The organism is Natrinema altunense, assembly GCF_000731985.1.
GTDB classification, from domain to species: Archaea; Halobacteriota; Halobacteria; order Halobacteriales; family Natrialbaceae; genus Natrinema; species Natrinema altunense.
Genome location: NZ_JNCS01000005.1, coordinates 1 through 20,155, shown reverse-complemented (window position 1 = coordinate 20,155; position 20,155 = coordinate 1). Strand labels below are relative to the sequence as shown.

At 65.0% G+C, this 20,155-nt stretch carries 22 protein-coding genes; 6 read left to right on the top strand and 16 right to left on the bottom strand.

Translation table 11 applies throughout. The features are described 5' to 3' along the window. Positions 1-528, bottom strand: coding sequence for a GNAT family N-acetyltransferase (locus tag ALTAJ2_RS11100; protein ID WP_007109500.1), 528 nt, complete (start codon positions 526-528; stop codon positions 1-3). Between the two features lie 105 nt (positions 529-633). On the opposite strand from ALTAJ2_RS11100, the gene ALTAJ2_RS19720 reads away from it, so the two are divergent. The 3 genes from ALTAJ2_RS19720 (at position 634) to ALTAJ2_RS11090 (ending at position 3,940) form a co-directional block, all read left to right on the top strand. After that, complete coding sequence (locus ALTAJ2_RS19720) at positions 634-777, top strand: hypothetical protein (RefSeq protein ID WP_007109499.1); 144 nt, start codon at positions 634-636, stop codon at positions 775-777. Between the two features lie 132 nt (positions 778-909). Further along, complete coding sequence (locus ALTAJ2_RS11095) at positions 910-1,368, top strand: YbhB/YbcL family Raf kinase inhibitor-like protein (RefSeq protein WP_007109498.1); 459 nt, start codon at positions 910-912, stop codon at positions 1,366-1,368. Positions 1,369-1,435: 67 nt separating this feature from the next. Then, entirely contained in the window at positions 1,436-3,940 is a 2,505-nt protein-coding gene (locus ALTAJ2_RS11090) for a bacterio-opsin activator domain-containing protein (RefSeq protein WP_007109497.1), read from the top strand. Positions 3,941-3,965: 25 nt separating this feature from the next. Here ALTAJ2_RS11090 and nucS read toward each other — a convergent pair whose 3' ends face one another. Beyond that, positions 3,966-4,709 carry an endonuclease NucS gene (nucS, locus tag ALTAJ2_RS11085; RefSeq protein WP_007109496.1) on the bottom strand — a complete coding sequence of 248 codons (744 nt, stop codon included), beginning with the start codon at positions 4,707-4,709 and terminating at the stop codon, positions 3,966-3,968. A gap of 126 nt (positions 4,710-4,835) precedes the next feature. Between nucS and ALTAJ2_RS11080 the strand changes: the two genes are divergently transcribed. Further along, the gene (locus ALTAJ2_RS11080; protein WP_007109495.1) at positions 4,836-5,384 is read left to right on the top strand and encodes a hypothetical protein; all 549 of its coding nucleotides are present in this window, start codon (positions 4,836-4,838) and stop codon (positions 5,382-5,384) included. A gap of 64 nt (positions 5,385-5,448) precedes the next feature. Here ALTAJ2_RS11080 and ALTAJ2_RS11075 read toward each other — a convergent pair whose 3' ends face one another. Continuing rightward, positions 5,449-5,934: a hypothetical protein gene (locus ALTAJ2_RS11075; protein WP_007109494.1), complete on the bottom strand. Its 486-nt coding sequence runs from the start codon at positions 5,932-5,934 to the stop codon at positions 5,449-5,451. A 360-nt stretch (positions 5,935-6,294) separates the two neighbouring features. Between ALTAJ2_RS11075 and ALTAJ2_RS11070 the strand changes: the two genes are divergently transcribed. Beyond that, the gene (locus ALTAJ2_RS11070; RefSeq protein WP_007109493.1) at positions 6,295-8,229 is read left to right on the top strand and encodes a beta-CASP ribonuclease aCPSF1; all 1,935 of its coding nucleotides are present in this window, start codon (positions 6,295-6,297) and stop codon (positions 8,227-8,229) included. Between the two features lie 286 nt (positions 8,230-8,515). Here the strand turns inward: ALTAJ2_RS11070 and ALTAJ2_RS11065 are convergent, their stop codons facing one another. The 11 genes from ALTAJ2_RS11065 to ALTAJ2_RS11020 form a co-directional block, all read right to left on the bottom strand. Then, positions 8,516-9,319 carry an ABC transporter permease gene (locus ALTAJ2_RS11065; protein WP_007109492.1) on the bottom strand — a complete coding sequence of 268 codons (804 nt, stop codon included), beginning with the start codon at positions 9,317-9,319 and terminating at the stop codon, positions 8,516-8,518. Continuing rightward, positions 9,312-10,247 (bottom strand): ABC transporter permease, encoded by a 936-nt coding sequence (locus tag ALTAJ2_RS11060; protein WP_007109491.1) that lies wholly within the window; start codon positions 10,245-10,247, stop codon positions 9,312-9,314. The genes ALTAJ2_RS11065 and ALTAJ2_RS11060 overlap by 8 nt, the downstream gene beginning before the upstream one ends. A 2-nt stretch (positions 10,248-10,249) precedes the next feature. Next, a complete protein-coding gene (locus ALTAJ2_RS11055) occupies positions 10,250-11,404 on the bottom strand; it encodes an ABC transporter ATP-binding protein (protein ID WP_007109490.1) in 1,155 nt (384 codons plus the stop codon). Between the two features lie 24 nt (positions 11,405-11,428). Continuing rightward, on the bottom strand, positions 11,429-12,577 hold the full coding sequence (locus tag ALTAJ2_RS11050) for an ABC transporter substrate-binding protein (protein WP_049900403.1): 1,149 nt from the start codon (positions 12,575-12,577) through the stop codon (positions 11,429-11,431). 233 nt (positions 12,578-12,810) lie between these two features. Continuing rightward, positions 12,811-13,500: a 5,6-dimethylbenzimidazole synthase gene (gene bluB, locus ALTAJ2_RS11045; protein WP_049900400.1), complete on the bottom strand. Its 690-nt coding sequence runs from the start codon at positions 13,498-13,500 to the stop codon at positions 12,811-12,813. A 208-nt stretch (positions 13,501-13,708) separates the two neighbouring features. Then, entirely contained in the window at positions 13,709-14,539 is an 831-nt protein-coding gene (locus tag ALTAJ2_RS11040) for an endonuclease III domain-containing protein (protein ID WP_049900397.1), read from the bottom strand. Positions 14,540-14,641: 102 nt separating this feature from the next. After that, positions 14,642-15,055 carry a DUF371 domain-containing protein gene (locus ALTAJ2_RS11035; RefSeq protein WP_007109486.1) on the bottom strand — a complete coding sequence of 138 codons (414 nt, stop codon included), beginning with the start codon at positions 15,053-15,055 and terminating at the stop codon, positions 14,642-14,644. A 239-nt stretch (positions 15,056-15,294) separates the two neighbouring features. Further along, positions 15,295-15,663, bottom strand: coding sequence for a hypothetical protein (locus tag ALTAJ2_RS11030; RefSeq protein ID WP_007109485.1), 369 nt, complete (start codon positions 15,661-15,663; stop codon positions 15,295-15,297). Between the two features lie 69 nt (positions 15,664-15,732). Continuing rightward, on the bottom strand, positions 15,733-17,076 hold the full coding sequence (locus ALTAJ2_RS11025; RefSeq protein ID WP_007109484.1) for an alkaline phosphatase family protein: 1,344 nt from the start codon (positions 17,074-17,076) through the stop codon (positions 15,733-15,735). Positions 17,077-17,293: 217 nt separating this feature from the next. Then, positions 17,294-17,428 carry a hypothetical protein gene (locus ALTAJ2_RS20285; RefSeq protein ID WP_007109483.1) on the bottom strand — a complete coding sequence of 45 codons (135 nt, stop codon included), beginning with the start codon at positions 17,426-17,428 and terminating at the stop codon, positions 17,294-17,296. A 141-nt stretch (positions 17,429-17,569) separates the two neighbouring features. Then, complete coding sequence (locus ALTAJ2_RS11020; RefSeq protein WP_006184715.1) at positions 17,570-18,100, bottom strand: inorganic diphosphatase; 531 nt, start codon at positions 18,098-18,100, stop codon at positions 17,570-17,572. A 204-nt stretch (positions 18,101-18,304) separates the two neighbouring features. On the opposite strand from ALTAJ2_RS11020, the gene ALTAJ2_RS11015 reads away from it, so the two are divergent. After that, complete coding sequence (locus tag ALTAJ2_RS11015; RefSeq protein ID WP_006184714.1) at positions 18,305-18,664, top strand: PadR family transcriptional regulator; 360 nt, start codon at positions 18,305-18,307, stop codon at positions 18,662-18,664. Here ALTAJ2_RS11015 and ALTAJ2_RS11010 read toward each other — a convergent pair. Then, a complete protein-coding gene (locus ALTAJ2_RS11010; RefSeq protein WP_007109482.1) occupies positions 18,661-19,296 on the bottom strand; it encodes a DUF7108 family protein in 636 nt (211 codons plus the stop codon). The genes ALTAJ2_RS11015 and ALTAJ2_RS11010 overlap by 4 nt on opposite strands. Before the next feature lie 326 nt (positions 19,297-19,622). Then, positions 19,623-20,155, bottom strand: a 533-nt coding sequence (gene rnhA, locus ALTAJ2_RS11005) for a ribonuclease HI (RefSeq protein ID WP_050031466.1), incomplete at its 5' end; no start/stop codon positions are given.

The following is a 20,155-nucleotide window of genomic DNA, read 5'->3' as shown; positions in this document are numbered from 1 at the left end:
TTACCCATCGTCGGCGATCGATTTCCGATAGAAGATCAGTTCAAAGGGATCGTCGAAGTCGTCGAATCGCTCGCGACGCACCGCGTCGAAGCCTTCCGCGTCGTACAGCCCCCGGGCCGCGGTTTGGGTCGCCCTCGTATCGAGGACGATCTGTTCGACCCCTCGCGACCGGGCGCGCTCCTCGAGTTCCCGATATATCTGCCGTCCGTAGCCGCGGCGCTGTGCGTCGGGAGCGACGCGCAGTCGAGTCACCTCGACCGCCGCGTCGACGAGGTCGGGAACGAACGTCGCGATATACTCTGATTCGTCGACCGGTCGAAACGCGCCCATCGCGACGATCCGATCAGCGAGTTCGCCGACCAAAAACTCGCCGCCGGTCTCGAGAAACGTCTCCGTGACCGACTCGAGGTCGTCGTCCGGAACGCCCGGGACGTAGGCGTCGGCGTCGCGCATGGCCGTTTCGTGGAGGTCTCGAACGCGGGGACCGTCGTCAGGTCGATACCGACGGATTGTGAGTTCGTTTGCCATGTATGATCCCCTGTCACTTCGAGTGAAACAGTTTCGATTCTGGAGACTCGGTCAGGTTGCAGGGACCGGCACAACGCACAACCGCCTCGGCGAGAAGCTAGCGGTATGACATACCGAACGACGGTCGGGTGGTCCCTCATCACGTCGGGTCTCGTCACGCTGCTGCTCGCCTTCCTCCCGGGCGATTCGCTGTGGTGGGGCGTCGGGCTGTTGCTCCTCGGGATCGCGATATTCGTCGGTCGTCGGTAGCCGACCGCGCTCCGCCTCGTCGATCGAGAGCGCCACAGCAGCCAGTGACACCGCCGTTCCCGGCTCGGCGTGTAAGTTTCTTCTCTCTCGGCGGTGACCGCTCCAAGCGGGTGCACACGGAGCGTGAGCAACATGGGAGACCTCACACTCGAGAGCCCCGCATTCGACGACGGGGAACGAATACCGGAGGAGTATGGCTACACGGAGACGAATGTCAACCCACCCCTCGAGATCGACGGCGTACCGGACGACGCCGACTCGCTCGCGCTGGTCGTCGACGATCCCGACGCCAAAGAGCCCGCCGGCACGGTGTGGGACCACTGGATCGTCTGGAACGTGCCGCCGGAGACGGGGACGATCCCGGAAGCGTGGGATCCCGACGACGCGACCGAGGGGACGAACGACTACGGCGATCACGGCTACGGTGGCCCGAACCCGCCGGACAGGGAACACACCTACCGGTTCGAACTGCTCGCCCTGGATACGACGCTCGACCTCGGCACGGACGCGAGCGCGGCCGACCTCGAGTCGGCGGCGGAAGGGCACGTCCTCGAGCGGACGCGTCTCGAGGGAACGTACCCGGTGACATAGTCGATGACTCCCTCGTTAGGGACAAACGCTTACTACTAATGGAAATTCATCGATCGAACGAGACACGATGACCGAGGCCCTGGCCCGGGCGCTCCTCGTCGGTGACAGTGCGACCCTCGAAGCCGTCGTCCACGACTTCCCTGACGACGACCTGCTCGCCGTCAGCACGGCCACGACGAGGGCCGCGGCGCTCGAGGCGATCGACGCGGACGAGCGACTCGAGTGTATCGTCAGTGCCTACGACCTGCCGAACACCGACGGCGTGTCGCTGCTGTCGACCGTCCGCGAGCGACGGCCCGACCTCCCGGTCGTCCTCTACGTCGACGACGGGAGCGAGGAAATCGCGAGCGAGGCGATTTCGGTCGGCGTCACCGAGTACGTTCCGACCGCACTGGCCGCGGAACCACCCGACATGCTGGCGACCCGCATCGAGAACGCCGTCACGCATCACCGCACCGAAACCGAACTCGCGGAGCGGGAGCGACAGCTCACGACGCTGATCGGCAACCTGCCGGGCATCGTCTACCGGTGTCGACCGAAATCGGACTGGGCGATGACCCTCCTCCGCGGCGACTGCGAGCCGTTGGTGGGGTACGACCCGGCACGGATCGTCGACGGTCCCGTCTCCTGGGGCGAGGACATCGTCCATCCCGACGACCGTGCCGACGCCCTCGAGTCGCTTCGTCAGCAACTCGAGCGAGGCGACCGGTTCAGGGTGACGTACCGGATTCGGACGGCGAACGGCACCCGAAAGTGGGTCGAAGAACGGGGGGCAGCCGTCTACGCGACGGGAGACGGGGGAACGACCGGGGAACGGCCGTCCCCATCGACGCACGACAATCACGGCGACGGCGTCGCCGGCCGACCCGACGACGAACTGGTCGCTCTCGAGGGCTTCATTATGGACATCACCGAGCGAAAGCGCCGGAAACAGGAACTCGAGCGATACGAAACGGTCCTCGAGACGATCCCGGACGGCGCGTACGTCCTCGACGAGAACGACCGCTTCCGGCTGGTCAACGACGCGCTCGTTTCGATGACCGGCTGGGACCGCTCGGAACTACTCCGCACGCATATGTCGACGATCGACGAATCGATGGGCACCGTCGAACAGTTGCGCTCCGGACTGGCGGCCGGGAACCGCGATGTCGCGACGATGGACACGCGGATTCGGCGGTCCGACGGCGAGACGTTCCCCGCGGAGGTCAGATTCACGACGCTGTCGCCGGACGACGGCGACGCCACGGAGTTCGGCGGGGACGACCGCGCCGCTGCCGACGAGTTCAGCGGAATCGCCGGCGTGATCCGGGACACCAGCGAACGCAAGGCTCGAAAACGCCAACTCGAGCACCAGCGGGAACAGCTCGCGGCGATCACCCAGCTCTACCGTGTCCAGGCGGATATCACCCGGTCGGTGATCGAACTCTCCGCTCGATCGGAGATCGAACAGCGCGTCTGCGACCGGCTCGCGGAGACCGACTCCTACCGGTTCGCCTGGATCGGCGGCATCGACCGCGGCTCGAAGACGATCGAACCCCGGGCGGCCGCCGGCGTCGAAGAGGGCTATCTCGACTCGATCACGATCACGGTCGACGAGAGCGAGACCGGACAGGGACCGACCGGCGAGGCCGTCCGGACCGGCGAGTTGCAGGTCCAAACGGACGTCCTGACCGATCCGGACTACGAACCCTGGCGGGCGGCGGCGACCGAACGAGGCTATCGGTCCAGCGCCGCAGTTCCCATCGCGTACGGCGACTCGTCGTACGGCGTTCTCAACGTCTACACCGCACGCAAGGACGCGTTCGACGGCTACGAACGGGAGATCCTCGAAGGGCTCGGCGAGATCATTGGACACGCGATCAGCGCCCGCCAGCGGGAGAAGACGTTGATGAGCGACGTGGTCCGGGAGGTGGAGTTCCGGGCGACGGCGATCGAGTCGCCGCTCATCGAGGCGTCGGCCGGTCGCGACTGTACGATCGATATCGAGCGGCTGGTACCGGCAGACGGGGACGCCTTCATTCACTTCCTGTCCGTCGAGGGGATCGATCCCGAGGCGTTCGAAACGGCTATCTCGGCGATCGATGCCGTCACCGATGTCTCGGCGATTACGCCGACCGACGACGGGTCCCTGTTCGAGGTCACGATCCGCGATCCGCCGCTGACTGGACTGTTCGCGGAACGAGGGGGACGGCTACGGTCGGTTCGTATCGATGACGGCGAACTCCACTGTACCGCCGAGTTGCCCCCCGACGTCGACGTCCGCGGAGTGATCGATACGGTGGCGGAGACGGACTCGACGCTCGAGGTACTCGCCCAACGAACCCGCCGGGCCGAGGACCGGACCGCCGAGGAGTTCCGGACACGCGTCCTCGATTCGCTCACGGAGAAACAGCAGCAGGTACTCGAGACGGCCTACAGCGCCGGCTTTTTCGACTGGCCGCGGGAACAGAGCGGCGAAGACGTCGCCGAAACGTTGGACATCTCGCCGGCCACGTTTTCCCAGCACCTCCGGACGGCCCAGCGAAAGGTCATGGAGACGTTGCTCGCCGAGGGGACCGACGCGGACCACTGATCCCCGCCGAAGCGGGGGCGGGCGGTCACTCGGCCGGCGGCTCGAGCGAGACGAACTCGAGGCCGTGTTCGGTCAGGAGCCGACTCGCACGGTCGGTTACCGAGGGAGCGACCAGGATCCCCCGAACGGTGGCGTCGGCGTGGAGGTCGCGCTCGAGGGCGTCGACGTAGCGGCGGAGTTGGCTCACCGCGTCCGGTCCGACCCGCCGCCGCTTCAGTTCGACCACGATCGCCCGGCCGGCCGCATCCTCGCCGTAGATGTCGACCGCACCCGCGGGCGTCTCGCGTTCGGTCGCCAGCGGCGTGAAGTCGGCCTCGAGCACGGTCGGGTCCTCGAGGATTCGCTGGCGGAGGTCCTCTTCCGTGCCGACGAGGGCGAGCTCGTTCTCGTCGGTGCCCGAGAACGCCGAAACCTGCAACACCTCCCGAAACCGGATCCGGAGTCGCTCGTCCGGCGTCGATCGCACGCTCTCGAGGACGAGCGCACCGTCCTCGCAGACGGCCTCGTGTGTACAGCCCGGCGGCTGCCAGTTGACCGGCTGCTGGCCCTCGTCGGTGTGGACCAGCGCCGCCCCGTCGGGCTTGAGCATGACGTGGCGATGGCCGGCCTCGAGATGACTCGAGGCACGGCCCTCGTAGTCGACGGTACAGCGGCCGTAGGCGGTCACGATCGCGTCGCGATCGATGCCGCGTGCGATCACGTCGCGAGCGGCCGCCGGCGTCGGCCCCTGCAGGGTTTCCGTTCGCTGGCCGTACTCTGAATCCGTCACTGATCGGCTTTGAGCGGGGACGAACAAAAGGTGCCCGCTGTCGGGTGGATAGCGAGAGCTGTGTCTCGCTCGAGTCGAGCCCAACGCAGAAGGTATATTTTCGTTCGTCCCCGTCCATCTGAGACGATGACCGATCTCCCGACTCGCCGTGGCTTCCTCGCACTGACCGGTACCGGCGCGGCCGCGTCGCTCGCCGGCTGTTCCCAACTCGAATCGATGACGCAGTCGGACGATTCGGGGGAAGATGCGGTCACGGTGACTGTCTCTCCAAATCAGGAGGACATCGCCAGTCTCAACGACGAGTTCCAGAGCGGGAACCTCACCAGACAGGAGGCGATGGCGAAACAGCGCAAGTTGGTCGAGCAGGCCGGAAGCGAGTTCGCGGACTCGGCGTCCGACCGCGATTTCACGATCGCGGACTCCGAGCCCCAGTTCGGCCTCTTCCGCGTCACCGGGTCCGACGAAGCGATCATGGATGCGCTTCGAAACGGCGACGTCGACGGTATCTATCCCGGCGATCAGTACGAGGTGTTCGTCCAGCAACAGAAACAACGGCAGGCGATGCGCGAACAACAACAGCAACAGCAGCAACAACAGGAGCAGGACGCGGGCAACGAGACGAACAGCTCCGACGGCGGTAACCAGACGGCTGCCGGGAACGAAACGGAGAACTAATTTACACTCGCTGTACCCGGCGCTCCGCGGCCGTCACTCACTCGCCGTCGAAAGCGGTGGGGACTCAGCGCTCGAGGGCGAACGGACTCTCGCTGTCGGTCCAGTCCCAGCCGGGGAGTCGTTCCTGGAAGCCGGCCGCGAGGGCCGCCTCACAGTCGTCGATGCCGGCGTTTTCGTCCGTATCGCCGTGGACCCGTACGTCGGCGTAGTGGAAGGTGGCCTCGCCGAGCGTCCGCAGCGGCTGCGGGCCAGCGATCGTCGCGGCTAACTCGCGCCCGAGGAGTTCGTCGACCACGAACCCGGGATAGTCTCCCTCCACGTCAAGCTCTCGCAGAATCGCGATCAGCGCCGCGACGTTGACGGCCAGATCGCCGTCAGCGAAGACGGCGTCGACTGCCTCCCGATACTGTGACTCGGTGACCGCGTCGACATCGGTCCCGAAGGCGTCGCCGAGATCGGTTCGAACGTCGTTGATGAGGGCAACGACCGTTTCCGTTCGATTCACCACCCAGTCACGTTCCTCGCGGACTCGAGTCGGAGTAACGTACATACCGTACTGATAGGTCCGACTCCCACGGCCCTGGTTTTTGCGAAGGCTTTTATACCACGCAAAGAATAGCCTCGAGTAAGCGGGTTCTCCCTGGAATTGTCCCGCACGGACCAGGATAACCGATCCGGGAGCGTGTTCGTCAGCTACGGAGTAGGATACGATGAATCGGGAGACGAGACGGCGTGTGAGCGACGTTGTCCCGCGCGGACGACGATGCTCGCGATCGGTTCCGAGGCGACGGCCACTACGTGGCGTCCGTCACGGAACCGGGAGTCGGTCTCCGGTCCCGATCCTCTCTCCCCGGCCCGATGTCGCGTTCGATCCCGGACGGCGAGTTCACGCAAGCCACATTCGGCGATTATGAGCACTGTAGAGCAGCAACTCGACGATCTCAAAGCACAGATCACGAGCGAGTTACCGAGCGATATCTCGGTCTCCTCGGTGAAATACGAAGGCCCCGAACTGGTGGTCTACACGCGCGACCCGAAGAAGTTCGCCCAGCAAGGCGACCTCATTCGGCAACTCGCGAGCAAGCTTCGCAAGCGGATCACCGTTCGCCCCGACCCCAGCGTCCTCTCGCGGCCCGAACAGGCCCGCGAGGAGATCATGAACGTCATTCCCGAGGACGCGGGCGTCACCGACCTCGACTTCCACGCCGACACCGGCGAGGTCGTCATCGAGGCCGAAAAGCCCGGCATGGTCATCGGCCGCCACGGCTCGACGCTCCGTGAAATCACGAAGAACGTCGGCTGGACGCCCGAAGTCGTCCGCACGCCGCCGATCGAGTCCTCGACCGTCTCGAACGTCCGGAGCTTCCTCAAGCAGGAACGCGACGACCGTCGTGACATCCTCGAGAAAGTCGGCCGACAGATCCACCGCGAGGAGATGTCCGACGACGAGTACGTCCGCATCACCACGCTGGGCTGCTGTCGCGAGGTCGGGCGGGCCTCGTTTATCCTCTCGACGCCGGAAACGCGCATTCTCATCGACTGCGGCGACAAACCCGGTGCAGAAGGCGAAGTGCCGTACCTCCACGCGCCCGAGGCCCTCGGTGCGGGCCCACAGACCATCGACGCGGTCGTCCTGACCCACGCCCACCTCGATCACTCCGCGCTGATCCCGCTCCTGTTCAAGTACGGCTACGACGGCCCGATCTACTGCACCGAACCCACGCGGGACCTGATGGGCCTGCTGACGCTCGACTACCTCGACGTCGCGGCCAAGGAAGGACGCAGCCCGCCCTACGAGAGCGAGCAGGTCCGCGAAGCGATCAAACACTGTATTCCCCTCGAGTACGGCGACGTCACCGACATCGCGCCCGACGTCAAACTCACGTTCCACAACGCCGGTCACATCCTCGGCTCGGCCGTTTCGCACTTCCACATCGGCGACGGCCTCTACAACGTCGCCTTCTCCGGCGACATCCACTACGAGGACACCCGGCTGTTCAACGGCGCGGTCAACGACTTCCCGCGGGTCGAGACGCTCGTCCTCGAGTCGACCTACGGCGGTCGCAACGACTACCAGACCGACCAGGAAGATTCCGAGCGGAACCTCAAGGAAGTCATCAAAGAGACCTACGAGCGGGACGGGAAGGTCGTCATCCCGGCGTTCGCGGTCGGTCGCTCGCAGGAGATCATGCTCGTCCTGGAGGAGGCGATGCGCAACGGCGATATCCCCTCGATGCCGGTCCACTTGGACGGCATGATCTGGGAGGCGACGGCGATCCACACGACCTATCCCGAGTACCTCCGAGACGACCTGCGGGACCGCATCTTCCACGAGGACGAGAACCCGTTCCTCGCCGACGAGTTCAACCACATCGACGGCGGCGAGGAGGAACGACAGGACGTCGCCGACGGCGACTCCTGCATCATCCTCTCGACGTCGGGGATGGTCACCGGCGGGCCGATCATGTCCTGGCTCTCCCACATCGGTCCCGATCCGGACTCCTCGCTCGTCTTCGTCGGCTACCAGGCCCAGGGAACCCTCGGTCGCCGCATCCAGAACGGCTGGGACGAGATCCCCACCAGCGAGGTCGGTGCCATGGGTAACGGCGGCGGCCGCGGCACCCTCTCGCTGAACATGAACGTCGAAACCGTCGACGGCTTCTCCGGCCACGCCGACCGCGCCGGCCTCGAGAACTTCGTCAAGACGATGAACCCGCGCCCCGAGAAGGTGCTGTGTGTCCACGGCGACGAGCGCTCCACGCAGGACCTCTCGTCGGCGCTCTACCACGACTACGACATGCGTACCTTCGCGCCGAAGAACTTAGAGACCTTCCGCTTCCTCTGAAAGCCCTCGCGATCGCTTGGCAGCGATCGCTCGCCCTTTCAATGTCCGCCAGGACCGCACTGGCGCGGCGCGCAGATTCGCGCGCCGCGCGGTCGGCCTGCCCTCCCCCGTGACTCGAGGGGTCGCCGATTCGGCGACCCCTCGAGACGGCCACTGCACTGCGTAGCCATTGCACTATTCGGAGTCACTGCCCTAGAATTCACCCGGCTGTTCGGTTTCACTACGCAACCGGCTCCTCGAGTCGGATGGAGACCGCTCAAAAAAGAGCCGAATCGGAAACGACCGATCAGGACAGCTGCTTCGAGAGCCAGTCCAGGTTCGTGGCGATCGTCGCGATCACGATCGCGATGAGCGAGATGATGATGAGGAACGTCGAGACGACGCTCACCATCGGATCCAGCGACTGCCGGATCTCGGTCCATGCGACGACCGGGATGGTCTCGGTGCTGCGACTCGAGAGGAACAGCGCCATCACGAACTCCTGGAGGCTGATGATAAAGGCGAGCAGCGCGCCGACGAAGATCCCGTGTTTGACGTTGGGGAGGACGGCGTAGACGAACGACCGGATCGGTCCCGCGCCGAGGTCTTTCGCGGCGTCGAGGAGCTGCCAGTCGAACCGGCTGAACACCGACCGCATCACGAAGTAGACGAGCGGCGTCGCCCACAGCGTGTGCGCGAGGATGATGCTCAGGTACGAGGCTTCGAAGCCGGCCCTGACGAAGTAGACGCGCATCGAAATCCCGAGGATGATCGGCGGGATCAACAGCGGGATGAGGACCAGCGGTGCGAGCACCTGTCCGGCGCGGCCGTCGTCGATTTCGTGACCGAAGGCGGCCGTGACGCCGAGCGTGGTCGCGGTGATCGTCGTCCCGACGCCGACGAGGAGGCTGTTGTCGAAGGCTGACAGCCAGCGCATCTCCTCGAAAAACGCGCGGTAGTGGACCAGCGAGTAGTTCTCGGGCGGGAACGCGAGGTTCCCCGACTCCGCGAAGGAGGTCACGACGACCACCGCGAGCGGTAACAGCATGAACGTCAGAATCGCCAGATAGCCCGTCCGGAACAGGGCGTTCTCGAGCCGTTCTCTATGCATACTCGAACTCACCTCCGAAGTAGTTGAGCGCGGCTGTAAGCAGGACGATGCTCACGAGCATCAAGAGCAACATGACGACCGCGTACGCGGTCGCGACTTCCCACTGGAGGTTCGACAGCAGCCGCTTCTCGACCACCAGTGCGAACGCCTGCGCCTTGTTCTGCCCGTCGCCGAGGAGTCCCGGCGCGGCGTAGGCACCGACGCTCCACGCGAAGGAGATCACCGTCGCGACGATGATGCCGGGCATCGCTTGGGGCACGACGACCTCGAGCACCGAGCGCGGGCGGCTCGCGCCGAGGTCGCGAGCGGCTTCGACGATCCCCCAGTCCATCGTCGCGAGGACGCTGTAGATCGCCAGCACGGCGTAGGGCAGGACGATGTAGACCTGTCCGACGACGACGCCGACCGTCCCGGGGACGAACTGGATCGGCTCCGAGATGAGATTCAGCGATAGCAGGACATCGTTGAGCGTCCCGTTCGGCGAGAGCAGCGGCATGAACGCGTAGGTCTTGATGACCAGCGTCGTCAGTAGGGGCAGGACGACCGAGAACAGCAGCGCCGACTTGACGACCCCCTCGGATCGCCAGATCGCGTAGGCGTAAAACGTCGCGATCACGACCGTGATCGCCGTCGCGAGCAGCCCCAGCATGATCGAGTAGGTGATGGCGTTTACCAGTACGTCGGTGGAAAACACCTCGCCGTACCCGGAGATCGACCACGTTCCCGGTGCGTAGCGGAGGTCCTGTGACCCCTCCGTGAGGCTGATCCGCAGCAGGATCAGAAACGGCGCGACGAACAGGAGCAACTCGAAGACCAGCAGCGGTGCCATCAACAGCAGCGCCCGCTTCGAGCGGGATCGCTCCCGCAGCGACTCCCAGAGCCGCGCGATCGGGGCCGGCAGCGCAGACGGTGAGTACGTTCCGGACATCGTTACAGGTCGACCCTCGAGCCGTCGTCGCGGAACGCGAGGACGTCCGCGCCGTCCCAACTGATCCGGATCTCGTCGCCGGCGTCGAACGCGCCGGAGTCGGCGACGGTTCGTTCGACGAACACCGACGTGTCCTCGACCGCGACGGAGTAGCGGATCGTCGACCCCCGATAGAGGACGTTCTCGACCGTGCCGACGACGGCGTTCGTCGTACTCCCGTCAGTTCGAACCGGCGTTGCCTGTTCTCCCTCCGCGTTCCCGTCGGATCCAGCCACGTCCGTCGACTCGATCGAGAGCACTTCGGGACGGAGCGACAGCGCAACCGACTCGCCCTCGGCGAGCGCGTCCGCATCGCCCGTCGTCGGGAGGTCGACCTCGCGGCCCAGTTCGGTCTCGACGTGGATCGACTCGGTCGTCGTCCGCTCGACCTCGCCGGCCACGAAGTTCGTATCGCCGAGAAAGCCCTCGATGAACCGGTTCTTCGGGTTCTCGTAGACCTCGTTCGGCTCGCCGACCTGGACGAGGTTTCCGTCGGCCATGATGCCGATCCGATCGGCGAGGGTAAACGCCTCGTCCTGGTCGTGGGTGACATGGACGAAGGTCTCCTCGAGTTCCGCGTGAATCTCGCGGAGTTCGATCTGCATGTCCTCGCTGAGTCGTTTGTCGAGGTTCGACAGCGGCTCGTCGAGCAGCAAGACGTCGGGGTTGACAGCGAGTGACCGTGCGAGCGCGACGCGCTGTTTCTGCCCGCCGCTCAGGTTCATCGGGTCGTCGTCGGCGTACTCGCCCATTCTGACGCGCTCGAGCATTTCGCGGGCCTGCTTGCGGCGCTCGGATTTCCCTATGCCCTGCATCTTCAGCCCGAAGGCGACGTTCTCGAGGACCGTCTTGTGGGGGAACAGCGCCCAGTCCTGAAACACCGTCGCGGTGGTGCGTTCGTAGGCCGGGCGATCGGTCACGTCCTCGTCGCCGATGCGTATTTCGCCGTCGGTCGGCGTCTCGAGCCCGGCGAGCATCCGCAGTGTCGTGGATTTGCCGCTGCCGCTGGGCCCGAGCAGGCACAGTAGTTCGCCGTCATCGATCGTCACCGAGACGTCCTCGACGGCGAGCGTGTCTCCGTACCGTTTCTCGAGTCCGGCAAGCGTGATTTCAGACATGAATGTAGTGGCGGTGGCGACCCGTTAGGCGTTCGACTGCATCTCGGTGAAGTCGTCGGAGAGATCGCCGCTGTGCTCCGAGAGGAACTCCCAGTCCGGGAAAGCGATGTTCCGTGCTTCCTCGCTGTTGCTCGGCAGATCGTCCGCTAGATCGCCGGCGTACTCGGTGTTCTCGTTACAGAACAAGGTGGGCATTTCCTTGGACCACGCCGTCTGGACCTCGGCGTCCATGAGGAAGTTGATGAACTCCTCGGCCTGATCGCGCTTGTCGGTGCCCTTGACGACACACCAGTGGTTCAGGTAGCCGGTCGTCTCCTCCGGCATCGTGTGGGTCAGGCCGTCATAGTCGTCGATATCGTAGGCCGTCTGCTCGTAGTACCACTGGGCGACGTCGATGACGTCGTTCTGGAACGCTTGCCAGATGTCCTCGCCGGAGCTCGCCCAGCTCTCGACGGGCCACTCGCGGACGGTCTCGAGGACGTCGTCGTGCAGGTCGGCGTCGTGCATCTCCTCGCCGAGTTCGGCCTCGTCCATGCCGACGGCGGCGGCGTACATCGGGTACCACCAGAAGCCGGTATCGACGCCGACGCCGTTGCTTTCCGCGACGGCCGCCGACGAGAGATCGGCCCACGAGTCCGGCTCGAAATCCATCCCCTCGCGGTGGATGATGGTACAAGGAGCGCCGTCGACCGGCATCCCGTACTCCGTGTTCCGGAAGTCCGTATAGTAGTCGATAACCTCGTCAAAGTTGGGAACGTTGTCGGTCCGAATCTCGTGGAAGAGATCGTCCTGTCGGCCGTAGTAGTAAAAATTCCCCTCCGTGATCGTCACGTCGTACGGCGGGTCGTCGTCCGGTGCGGTCTGAATGTCGCTGAGGATGTTGTTCCATCCCGGCTCGAGTTGGACCGCCGTGTCGAACTCGTCTTCGTATCTCGAGACGACCGACTCCTCGAACCGATCCGCGTAGTTGCCGCTCCAGACGCTGACGCGGAGCGGATCGCCGCCGCCGCTGGAGAGCAGTTCCGTACAGCCGGCGAGAGCGGTCGCCGATCCGGCCGCCGTCGCCGACAATACCTGTCGGCGCGAGGTCGCGGGCCGCGCTCGTTCGCTTTCCGACGGTGACTCCGACTCGCACTCGCTCGTCTCTGCAACCCGATCTGGGCCTGCAGGCATTGGTACCCCGGGTCTACCCCGATTCCGACATATAACCGTTGTGAAGTCACAAAGACGTGTCACGGAAGCTCACAACGGCTCGAACCCACCGCCCGAAGCGGGAGCCATCGGTCCGAAGACCGGGGACCGATGTGGGACGAAAAGACATATGTCAGTGAACTCTGTGGGGTCGACTCCGTCCGCAACTCGAGTCGACGACTCGGTCGACCAGCCGCCGATTCGGCCGGGGTGGGCTACGAACGAGTGGTCGGCTCCCGGTGGTCCGCGTTCGCCCGGTCGGCGTTCCACTGCTCTTCGTGGACGACCCGCTCCACCTCGAGTCGGTCGCGCCACCCTTCTTGTTGGAGGACCGGCTCCTCCGGAAACCCGTCTTCCGGGTATCCGAGACAGAGGTACGCGATCGGCTTGACGTGCGGTGGGATGTCGAGGATTTCCTGAACCTCGGAGGGGTAGAGGACGCTCACCCACCCGACGCCGACGCCTTCCGCGCGGGCGGCCAGCCAGAGGTTCTGGACGGCGAGACACGTCGAGTACACGTCCGTACGCTTCATCGAACTGCGGCCCAACACGTGGGGCGCGCCCCGCGTCGGATCGCAGGTCACGCAGACGTTGACCGGCGACTCGCGGATGCCCTCGAGTTTCAGATCGGCGAACGCGGATCGGCGCGGTTCCTCGTAGCCCTCGCGGGCAGCCGCGATCGCGCGCTCGGCGATCGCCGCGATGTCGTTTTTCGTCCCTTCGTCTTTGACGACGACGAGATCCCAGGGTTGTGAGAAGCCGACGCTCGGCGCGTGATGTGCCGCCTCGATGAGCCGCTCGAGTACCTCGTCGGGAACCGGCTCATCCCGAAACCGCCGGATGTCTCGGCGGGTGTGGATCGCTTTGTAAACCGCATCCCGTTCGGCGGGCATGAATGAAACCATTATTGCAATAGCGAAAGCGAGCTTGTATGAAGGCGACGATCGTTCGCGGACCGGTCCCGCCCTGCCACGCCCCGCCTCGCCGGGAGGCGATCACAGCGACATCGCCGGTCCCATAATGCAAACGGGCTACGGTAACGGTTTTCGACCACCCGGACGGGTCGTGGTCGCCGGCACCGACCGCCAGCGGTCCGTTCCAAGCGATGCTCGATCAGTCGTCCGCCTCGGTCGCCGCCGACGTTTCGGCCGGATCGACGACCTCGCCGGTCGCCGGGAAGACGCCGACCTGCTCGCATACGTCGGCCATCGGACAGGCGTCGGGGTCCTCGAGACAGGCCGGCTTGCGTGCCCGGCAGTACTCGCGGCCGAACTGGATCGTCGCGGTGTGTCCGAAGCCACACTTGGCTGCGGGAACGTCACGCTCGAGGACTTCGCGAACCGCTTCGTGGTCCGCGTCCGGTGGTGCGATCCCCATGCGCCGATAGATGCGGTGGACGTGCGTGTCGACGGGGAAAACGCCGCCGCGACCGCCGGCGAACAGCAGGACGCAGTCGGCGGTCTTCGGCCCGACGCCGCGGACCGAAAGGAGCGTCTCGCGAACGATCGACGGCCCCTCGTCTTTGACGAAAGCGTCGAACGCCGGCGCGGAGCCGAACTCCTCGAGCACCCACTCGGCGGTATCGATCAGCGTCTCGGACTTCTGGTTGTACAGCCCGGCCCCGCTGATCGTTTCCGCGAGTGTCGATTGCTCGGCGCTCGCGAGCGATTCGGCGAGGTCCACGTCTGGACCCCCATATCTGTCGAGCAGTGCGTCGTGGGCCGGCTGACTCGCCTTGTCGCTGGTGTTCTGGCTCAGGATCGTTCGGACGAGACAGGTGAAGGCGTCCCGGCCGCCGTACTCCTTCCGCCAGAACAACTCCCCTAATCGATCGACGACCGTCTCCGCGCGGGTCGCCGCGGTCGCCGGGTCGAACTCGACCACCGAACCGCCGCCCGTCGCACCGCCGCTGATATTGACTGCGGGCTCCGGATCGTCGCTCATATCCCCGCGTTGGGCCCACGGGATCAAAACTGCGACGGACTGCCGACAGCCGCCGATTTCCCCGCGCTCGAGTCGCTCGGGTCGGGGCCGTGGCGGCGGCACCTATTCGACGGTGATCGTCACCGTCGCCGCGGCACCGTCGGCCAGCGCGTCGACGAGGTCGCGATCGAACCCGTCGGCCGCGAACTCGGCACCGTTCACGATCGTTCGGTCGTCGACGTAATCGCTCGTCCGGCCGACCGCGCTTCGCTCGTTGGTGAACTCGAGGTCGGGATCGCCGCGGCCGGTCACGGACTCCGTGTGGCCGCCGGCCTCGATCGTGACCGTAATCGTCGCATCGGCGTCCCGGCAGGCAGCGACGAAGTCGGGATCGAAGTCCGCGGGCGCACGATCGGCCTCGATCGCGAGGATGCAGTCGCCCGCAGGAGTGAGGTAGTCGTCGGTCGTCACTTCGAAGGTACTCGCATGCTCGGCGCTGACGTGCTCGTGGCCGCGGGCGTGGATGATTTCTTCCATGGCCGTCGGTTCGGTGCCGAGCGGAAAACGCCCTCGAATCCGGCTCGGCGACTCGTGTGCTGCCGACTCGCAACCCGCGAATCGATCGGTCGGGTGGGGATCGGCTCCGCCGGTGATCCCCGTCGGAGAGCCCACGGTGCCGGCGGGAACGCCTATAGTAGCACCTGAAACGATTCACACACTGATCGCAACGCTGTCGTGCGATCAGGTGTGGAATGACTTTCAGGTACTACTATAGTTCACGAGCCGGACCGATAGCCGGCCCGAAACGCCCGCACGCCGGCCCCGAGCAGGTTCCCGACCACGACGTACACCAGGAGTACGATGAACCCTGTTCCCCAGTCCGCGTGCAGTGAGCCGCGGACGAGACCGACGAGGACCGCGATCGCGGCACCGGCGACCGCGAGGATTGCCAGTCCGAGTTGGAGCGGAGACCGGCTCGTTCTGTAGAGCAGATACTGCGGGAGTCCGATCCCGACTGCCAGATAGAGACCGATACCGGCCGGAGTAACGCCCAGAACCGCGGCGCTCTCGGTGATGGCGCTTACGAGCCCGGCCAGCAGAACCGCCACGCCCAGACAGCCGGCGATCACGACCGAGCGTTTCATACGGAACGGTTCACGTCGAAACTGAAGCGTGTTGTGGGAGCCGTAGACTCGACCGCGACGTCTCGAGGTCTAGAGCAGGCTCGCGCCGTCGAAGTCGCCGCGACTGTACTCGATGTCCATCAGGTCGAGGATCGTCGGCGTGATGTCGAAGAGATCGGCGTTATCGATCGTCGCGTCGGAGTGGTCGATGTACAGCGACGTATCGTCGAAGCTGTGCATCCCGTTGCGCGGCCCGGTATCGAAGACCTCCGCATCACCCTTGAAGCCGGATTTGAGGTCGAAGCCGTTGTTCGGAATCGCGACCAGGTCCGGTGCGATATCGTCGTGATCGCCGCGGAAGGCCGCTTCCTTCTCGACGACCCGATCGACGACCGGGTTGCCGTCGGGTCCCTCGAGCGCCTCGAGGGCGGCCTTGAGTTCGTCGCGGACCGCGTCGTACTCGTCTTCGGGGACGGTACCGCGCGGTTCGCGCCCCTCGAGGTTGATATAGAAGCGGCCGGGAATGAACGAGTAGGCTTTCGTATCGTCGGCAATGTCGTTCAGTTCCTCGGGGTCGTCGGTCCGGAAGGAGAGCCAGCCCTCCTCTCGGAGCCACTCGTTGAAGTGGACCTCGTAGTCGAGGCTCGTAAAGCCGTGGTCGGAGGCGACGATCATCGTGACGTCCTCGGGCAGCGACTCCCGAAGGCGGCCGATGTAGTCGTCGACTTTCTTGTAGAACTCGATGAACGCGTCCTTGTTCTCGCCGTCGCGCTCGTAATCCTTGAACAGGAAGTGGTTGACTCGGTCGGTGGTCATGAAGACGCCGAAGAACAGGTCCCAGTCGTCCTCCTCGATGTAGTGTTTGAAGGCCTCGAACTGGGCGTCGATCGTGGCGTGAGCGTCCTCGATGAACTCCGCTTTGTCGTCCTGGTGGCCGAGTTTCGGGTTGACGTCGATCCGGTAGTCGAGCGTCTCGAGGTAGTCGCGGACGTCGTCGGGATAGGCGGCCTTGTCGAGGCCGGGCGAGAGGAAGCCGGAGACCATCCGCTGGACGTCCCGTTGGGGCGGGAACGTGACGGGAACGTTCATCACGGTTGCCTTGCGTCCGGTCTCCTGAACGCGGTCCCAGACGCGCTCGGCCTGGACGTCACGGCCCATTGGGACGTAGGTGTCGTAGGTACCGATCTCTCGATCCTGAAAGCCGTAAACGCCCGTCTCGCCGGGGTTCATCCCGGTCGTCAGCGACGGCCAGCAGGCGCTGGACTCCGGCGGGACGATGCTCGAGATTTCCCCGGCGGTCCCGTCGGCAGCGAGCGCAGCAAAGTTCGGGAACAGTTCCTCGTTCTCCGAGAGGAGACTATACGGCACGCCGTCGACCCCGATAAATGCGACCCGGGGATCGCCGTCGCCCCGTAATCGGTCGAACAGACCCATGGGCGGACGTAGTTCGACCGCATACAAGAAGGTTCGTTTCGAGACAGTGTTTTGCGAACGGCCGAGACTCCGTCGGTCGGTTTACCGGGTACTCGCTACGGATCGCGGCGACGGGGGAACGGCCGGCGCGGACGGCGGCGCGCGAACCCGTGAGCGACCGCGGACCGGCGCGCGAACCCGTGAGCGACCGCGGACCGGCGCGCGAACTCGAGGCGGGCTACGAGTCGCGCTCGCTCGCGTCCTCGGGATCGAAGTTGGTCGGAACGACCGTGGGGTGGGCCATGCCGGCGGCGGACTCGGTCCCGTCGTCGGCCGACGATGCCGTTCGCGGACCGGAATCGGATGCTGCCATACGGGAACGACTACGGCAGGAACGGGGATAAAATTACCCATGCTCATAACGAATCGACCGGCCGGCCGCGGATAACTCTCGGGTATCCGTTCGCGGCGGCGATAGCAAACGAGTGCGGGCCGTGAATACCGCGGGTACCGCTTAGAAGTGCTCGTCGTAGAGTTCCTGGGCGTGCTCGATCGCGTCGTAGGCGGCCTGTTTGTCCTCCCAGCCCTGCGTCTCGACTTCCTTGCCCTCCTCTAAGTTCTTGTAGGTCGCGAAGAACTCGTCGATCTCGTCGAGTTGCTGCTGGGGGATGTCGTCGAGGTCCTCGATGTGGTCGTAGCGCGGGTCCTCGCTGGGAACCGCGATGACCTTGTCGTCTTGCTCGCCGTCGTCGTCCATCTTCATCAGCGCGACCGGGCGGGCTTCGATGACACAGCCGGGGAACGTCTGATCCTCGACGAGGACGAGCACGTCGAAGGGGTCCTCGTCGTCGTAATAGGACTGCGGGATGAACCCGTAGTCGCTCGGATAGTGGACGTTGCTGTGGAGCACGCGGTCCAAGACGACGCCGGGGACGTCCTTGTCGTACTCGTACTTGTTGCGCTCGCCCTTGAGACACTCCACGACGGCGTAGATCTCTTCTGGCGGATTCGGTCCGGTCTCGAGGTCTTCCCAGAGGTTGACCATGTACCTGAGAGTCCACGGTCGATCAAAAAGTACTTTCGTAATCGAGTGTCACCATCTACGTGACGGTTGCCAGAAATCAAACAGACACGAATCGGGCACCAACACCAGTGTCCGGCGATGTTGCGTCGGTAGCGTGTTGTACTACCGACTGATACGAAGGAATAGTTGACAAGTCTTAAATAGTCTGGTGACATTTACACACGTATGTCAGAGGCACAATCAATCACCGGCGAGCAGAGTATTGCACGCGAACTCACGGCCTTCCAGAACAACATCCTCGTTATCCTGGCCAAGGAGCCGATGTACGGCCTGGCGATCAAGCGCGAACTCGAGGACTACTACGGGACGGAGGTCAACCACGGTCGACTCTACCCCAACCTCGACGAACTCGTCGATCTGGGGCTGGTCGAGAAAAGCGAACTCGACAAGCGAACCAACCAGTATTCGCTGACCGACGACGGCTACGACGCCGTCCTCGACGGCATCACGTGGTCCCTCTCGAAGGTCGTCACGGGCGACGACCGCGCCGACGAGATCCGCGAGATCGTCGACGAAAGCTACTAGAACTGGATCTCCGGGACCGGCTCGTCCGCCGTCTCGAAGACCAGTTTCGTCGACTCCGCCAACACTTCCCGCTGTTTTTCCGACGGCCACGCGTTTCGGATCACGTACTCCGTTCCGAACTCCGCGAGTTCCGCGCTCGTCAGCGACTCCATCGGCTTCGCGTAGTGGTTGCCGGCGAAGTCGGCGAGCAGCGCCGCGTTGTCGCCGTGAACGTCGCCGTGGGCCTCCCTGACCGCCGCGACGAGGTCGCGATTGTGGTCGTCGACCGACTCCCAGTCGTCCGGATCCGCGGTCCCCTCGAGCGGAATCTCGACCGCGCGGTCGATGTCCTCGATGCGGTCGGGCCGGACGACGCCGTCCTCGTGCCACGCCTCGGGATGGCACACGAGCACGTCGTCGCCGTCGTCGTCGCGGATGCGGGCGGTGAAGTCGTGGTCGTCGAGCAACTCGTCGCGCCGTTGCTCGTAGGCTGCGATTTCGTTCTCGTCGACCGCGGTGCGCTCGAGTCGCGTCAGCCGTTCGACTTCGTCGACGACCCCCCGGGGGAGGTCCCCAGCGGTCGGGTCGGCGGTGGCATCTCGGTTCTGCTCGCCGGCCGCACCGTCGGCGTCGGTCGCGTTCGGATCGGTCATAGGGGAGGGTATGGACGCGGGCGGGTTTCCGCTTGCCGATCCGCGTTGCCGGTGGGGACGCTCGAGTCGCCTGCTGGTGGGATGAGAGTGTGAGTGAAATGGGCCAATCGAGAGTGAACACGTCGACGAAGCGTACTCAGCTCTCGTGGTGACACGGAAGAACCACGCCCTCCCCAACCGATTCGCTCGCTCACGCCGTTCGTTCGCTCATCCCTCGCACAGTGTCATCGGCCGGCCTCACTATCGTTCGGCCGCCCGACAGTGCGCGCCACTGTACGCCGGTCGCTCGATCCGGACGATACGTCGTTCGGCTGTACTGCGCGAATTTAGGCCCGGTCCAGCGCCTCGTTCACGAGCCCGTCCGCGCGATCGTTGACCTCTCGAGGGACGTACTCGAGGGTCCACTCGTCGAACTCGCGGAGCAGCTCGCGGACGGTCACGCGCTTCTCGCGGAGGTCGGGGTCGTTGGTGTCGTACTCGCCGCGGACCTGTTTGACGATGAGTTCGGAGTCGCCCCGGACGTGGACCTCGTCGTAGTCGTAGTCGCGAGCGGCCTCGAGACCCGTGATCAGGGCCTCGTACTCGGCCTGGTTGTTCGTCGCCGTTCCGATCGTCTCGCCGCCTTCGGCGACGATGCCGTCGCCGGTGACGATCACCCAGCCGATCGCGGCCGGGCCGGGATTGCCCCGTGAGCCGCCGTCGAAGTAGACGTGGGCGCGACCGCCGCCCTCGCGGAGCAGCGCCTCGATGTCACGCGGGTCCGATCCCTGGATGACGATCTTGTCATCGTACGCGACCGCAGTCGCGCCGCCGCGACTCGCTCGCCAGCGCTCGTGGTCGGTGTTGCCCGAGTCGACGG

Bases quoted from the DNA above. Each gene is read 5' to 3' on its own strand.
- ALTAJ2_RS11025 (WP_007109484.1), bottom strand. From the start codon at position 17,076: ATGGGTCTGTTCGACCGATTACGGGGCGACGGCGATCCCCGGGTCGCA.
- ALTAJ2_RS11075 (WP_007109494.1), bottom strand. From the start codon at position 5,934: ATGTACGTTACTCCGACTCGAGTCCGCGAGGAACGTGACTGGGTGGTG.
- ALTAJ2_RS11095 (WP_007109498.1), top strand. From the start codon at position 910: ATGGGAGACCTCACACTCGAGAGCCCCGCATTCGACGACGGGGAACGA.
- ALTAJ2_RS11055 (WP_007109490.1), bottom strand. From the start codon at position 11,404: ATGTCTGAAATCACGCTTGCCGGACTCGAGAAACGGTACGGAGACACG.
- ALTAJ2_RS11035 (WP_007109486.1), bottom strand. From the start codon at position 15,055: ATGGAAGAAATCATCCACGCCCGCGGCCACGAGCACGTCAGCGCCGAG.
- ALTAJ2_RS11010 (WP_007109482.1), bottom strand. From the start codon at position 19,296: ATGACCGATCCGAACGCGACCGACGCCGACGGTGCGGCCGGCGAGCAG.
- ALTAJ2_RS20285 (WP_007109483.1), bottom strand. From the start codon at position 17,428: ATGGCAGCATCCGATTCCGGTCCGCGAACGGCATCGTCGGCCGACGAC.
- ALTAJ2_RS19720 (WP_007109499.1), top strand. From the start codon at position 634: ATGACATACCGAACGACGGTCGGGTGGTCCCTCATCACGTCGGGTCTC.
- ALTAJ2_RS11015 (WP_006184714.1), top strand. From the start codon at position 18,305: ATGTCAGAGGCACAATCAATCACCGGCGAGCAGAGTATTGCACGCGAA.
- ALTAJ2_RS11050 (WP_049900403.1), bottom strand. From the start codon at position 12,577: ATGCCTGCAGGCCCAGATCGGGTTGCAGAGACGAGCGAGTGCGAGTCG.
- bluB (WP_049900400.1), bottom strand. From the start codon at position 13,500: ATGGTTTCATTCATGCCCGCCGAACGGGATGCGGTTTACAAAGCGATC.
- ALTAJ2_RS11065 (WP_007109492.1), bottom strand. From the start codon at position 9,319: ATGCATAGAGAACGGCTCGAGAACGCCCTGTTCCGGACGGGCTATCTG.
- ALTAJ2_RS11060 (WP_007109491.1), bottom strand. From the start codon at position 10,247: ATGTCCGGAACGTACTCACCGTCTGCGCTGCCGGCCCCGATCGCGCGG.
- ALTAJ2_RS11080 (WP_007109495.1), top strand. From the start codon at position 4,836: ATGACCGATCTCCCGACTCGCCGTGGCTTCCTCGCACTGACCGGTACC.
- ALTAJ2_RS11020 (WP_006184715.1), bottom strand. From the start codon at position 18,100: ATGGTCAACCTCTGGGAAGACCTCGAGACCGGACCGAATCCGCCAGAA.
- ALTAJ2_RS11070 (WP_007109493.1), top strand. From the start codon at position 6,295: ATGAGCACTGTAGAGCAGCAACTCGACGATCTCAAAGCACAGATCACG.
- ALTAJ2_RS11090 (WP_007109497.1), top strand. From the start codon at position 1,436: ATGACCGAGGCCCTGGCCCGGGCGCTCCTCGTCGGTGACAGTGCGACC.
- ALTAJ2_RS11040 (WP_049900397.1), bottom strand. From the start codon at position 14,539: ATGAGCGACGATCCGGAGCCCGCAGTCAATATCAGCGGCGGTGCGACG.
- ALTAJ2_RS11030 (WP_007109485.1), bottom strand. From the start codon at position 15,663: ATGAAACGCTCGGTCGTGATCGCCGGCTGTCTGGGCGTGGCGGTTCTG.
- ALTAJ2_RS11100 (WP_007109500.1), bottom strand. From the start codon at position 528: ATGGCAAACGAACTCACAATCCGTCGGTATCGACCTGACGACGGTCCC.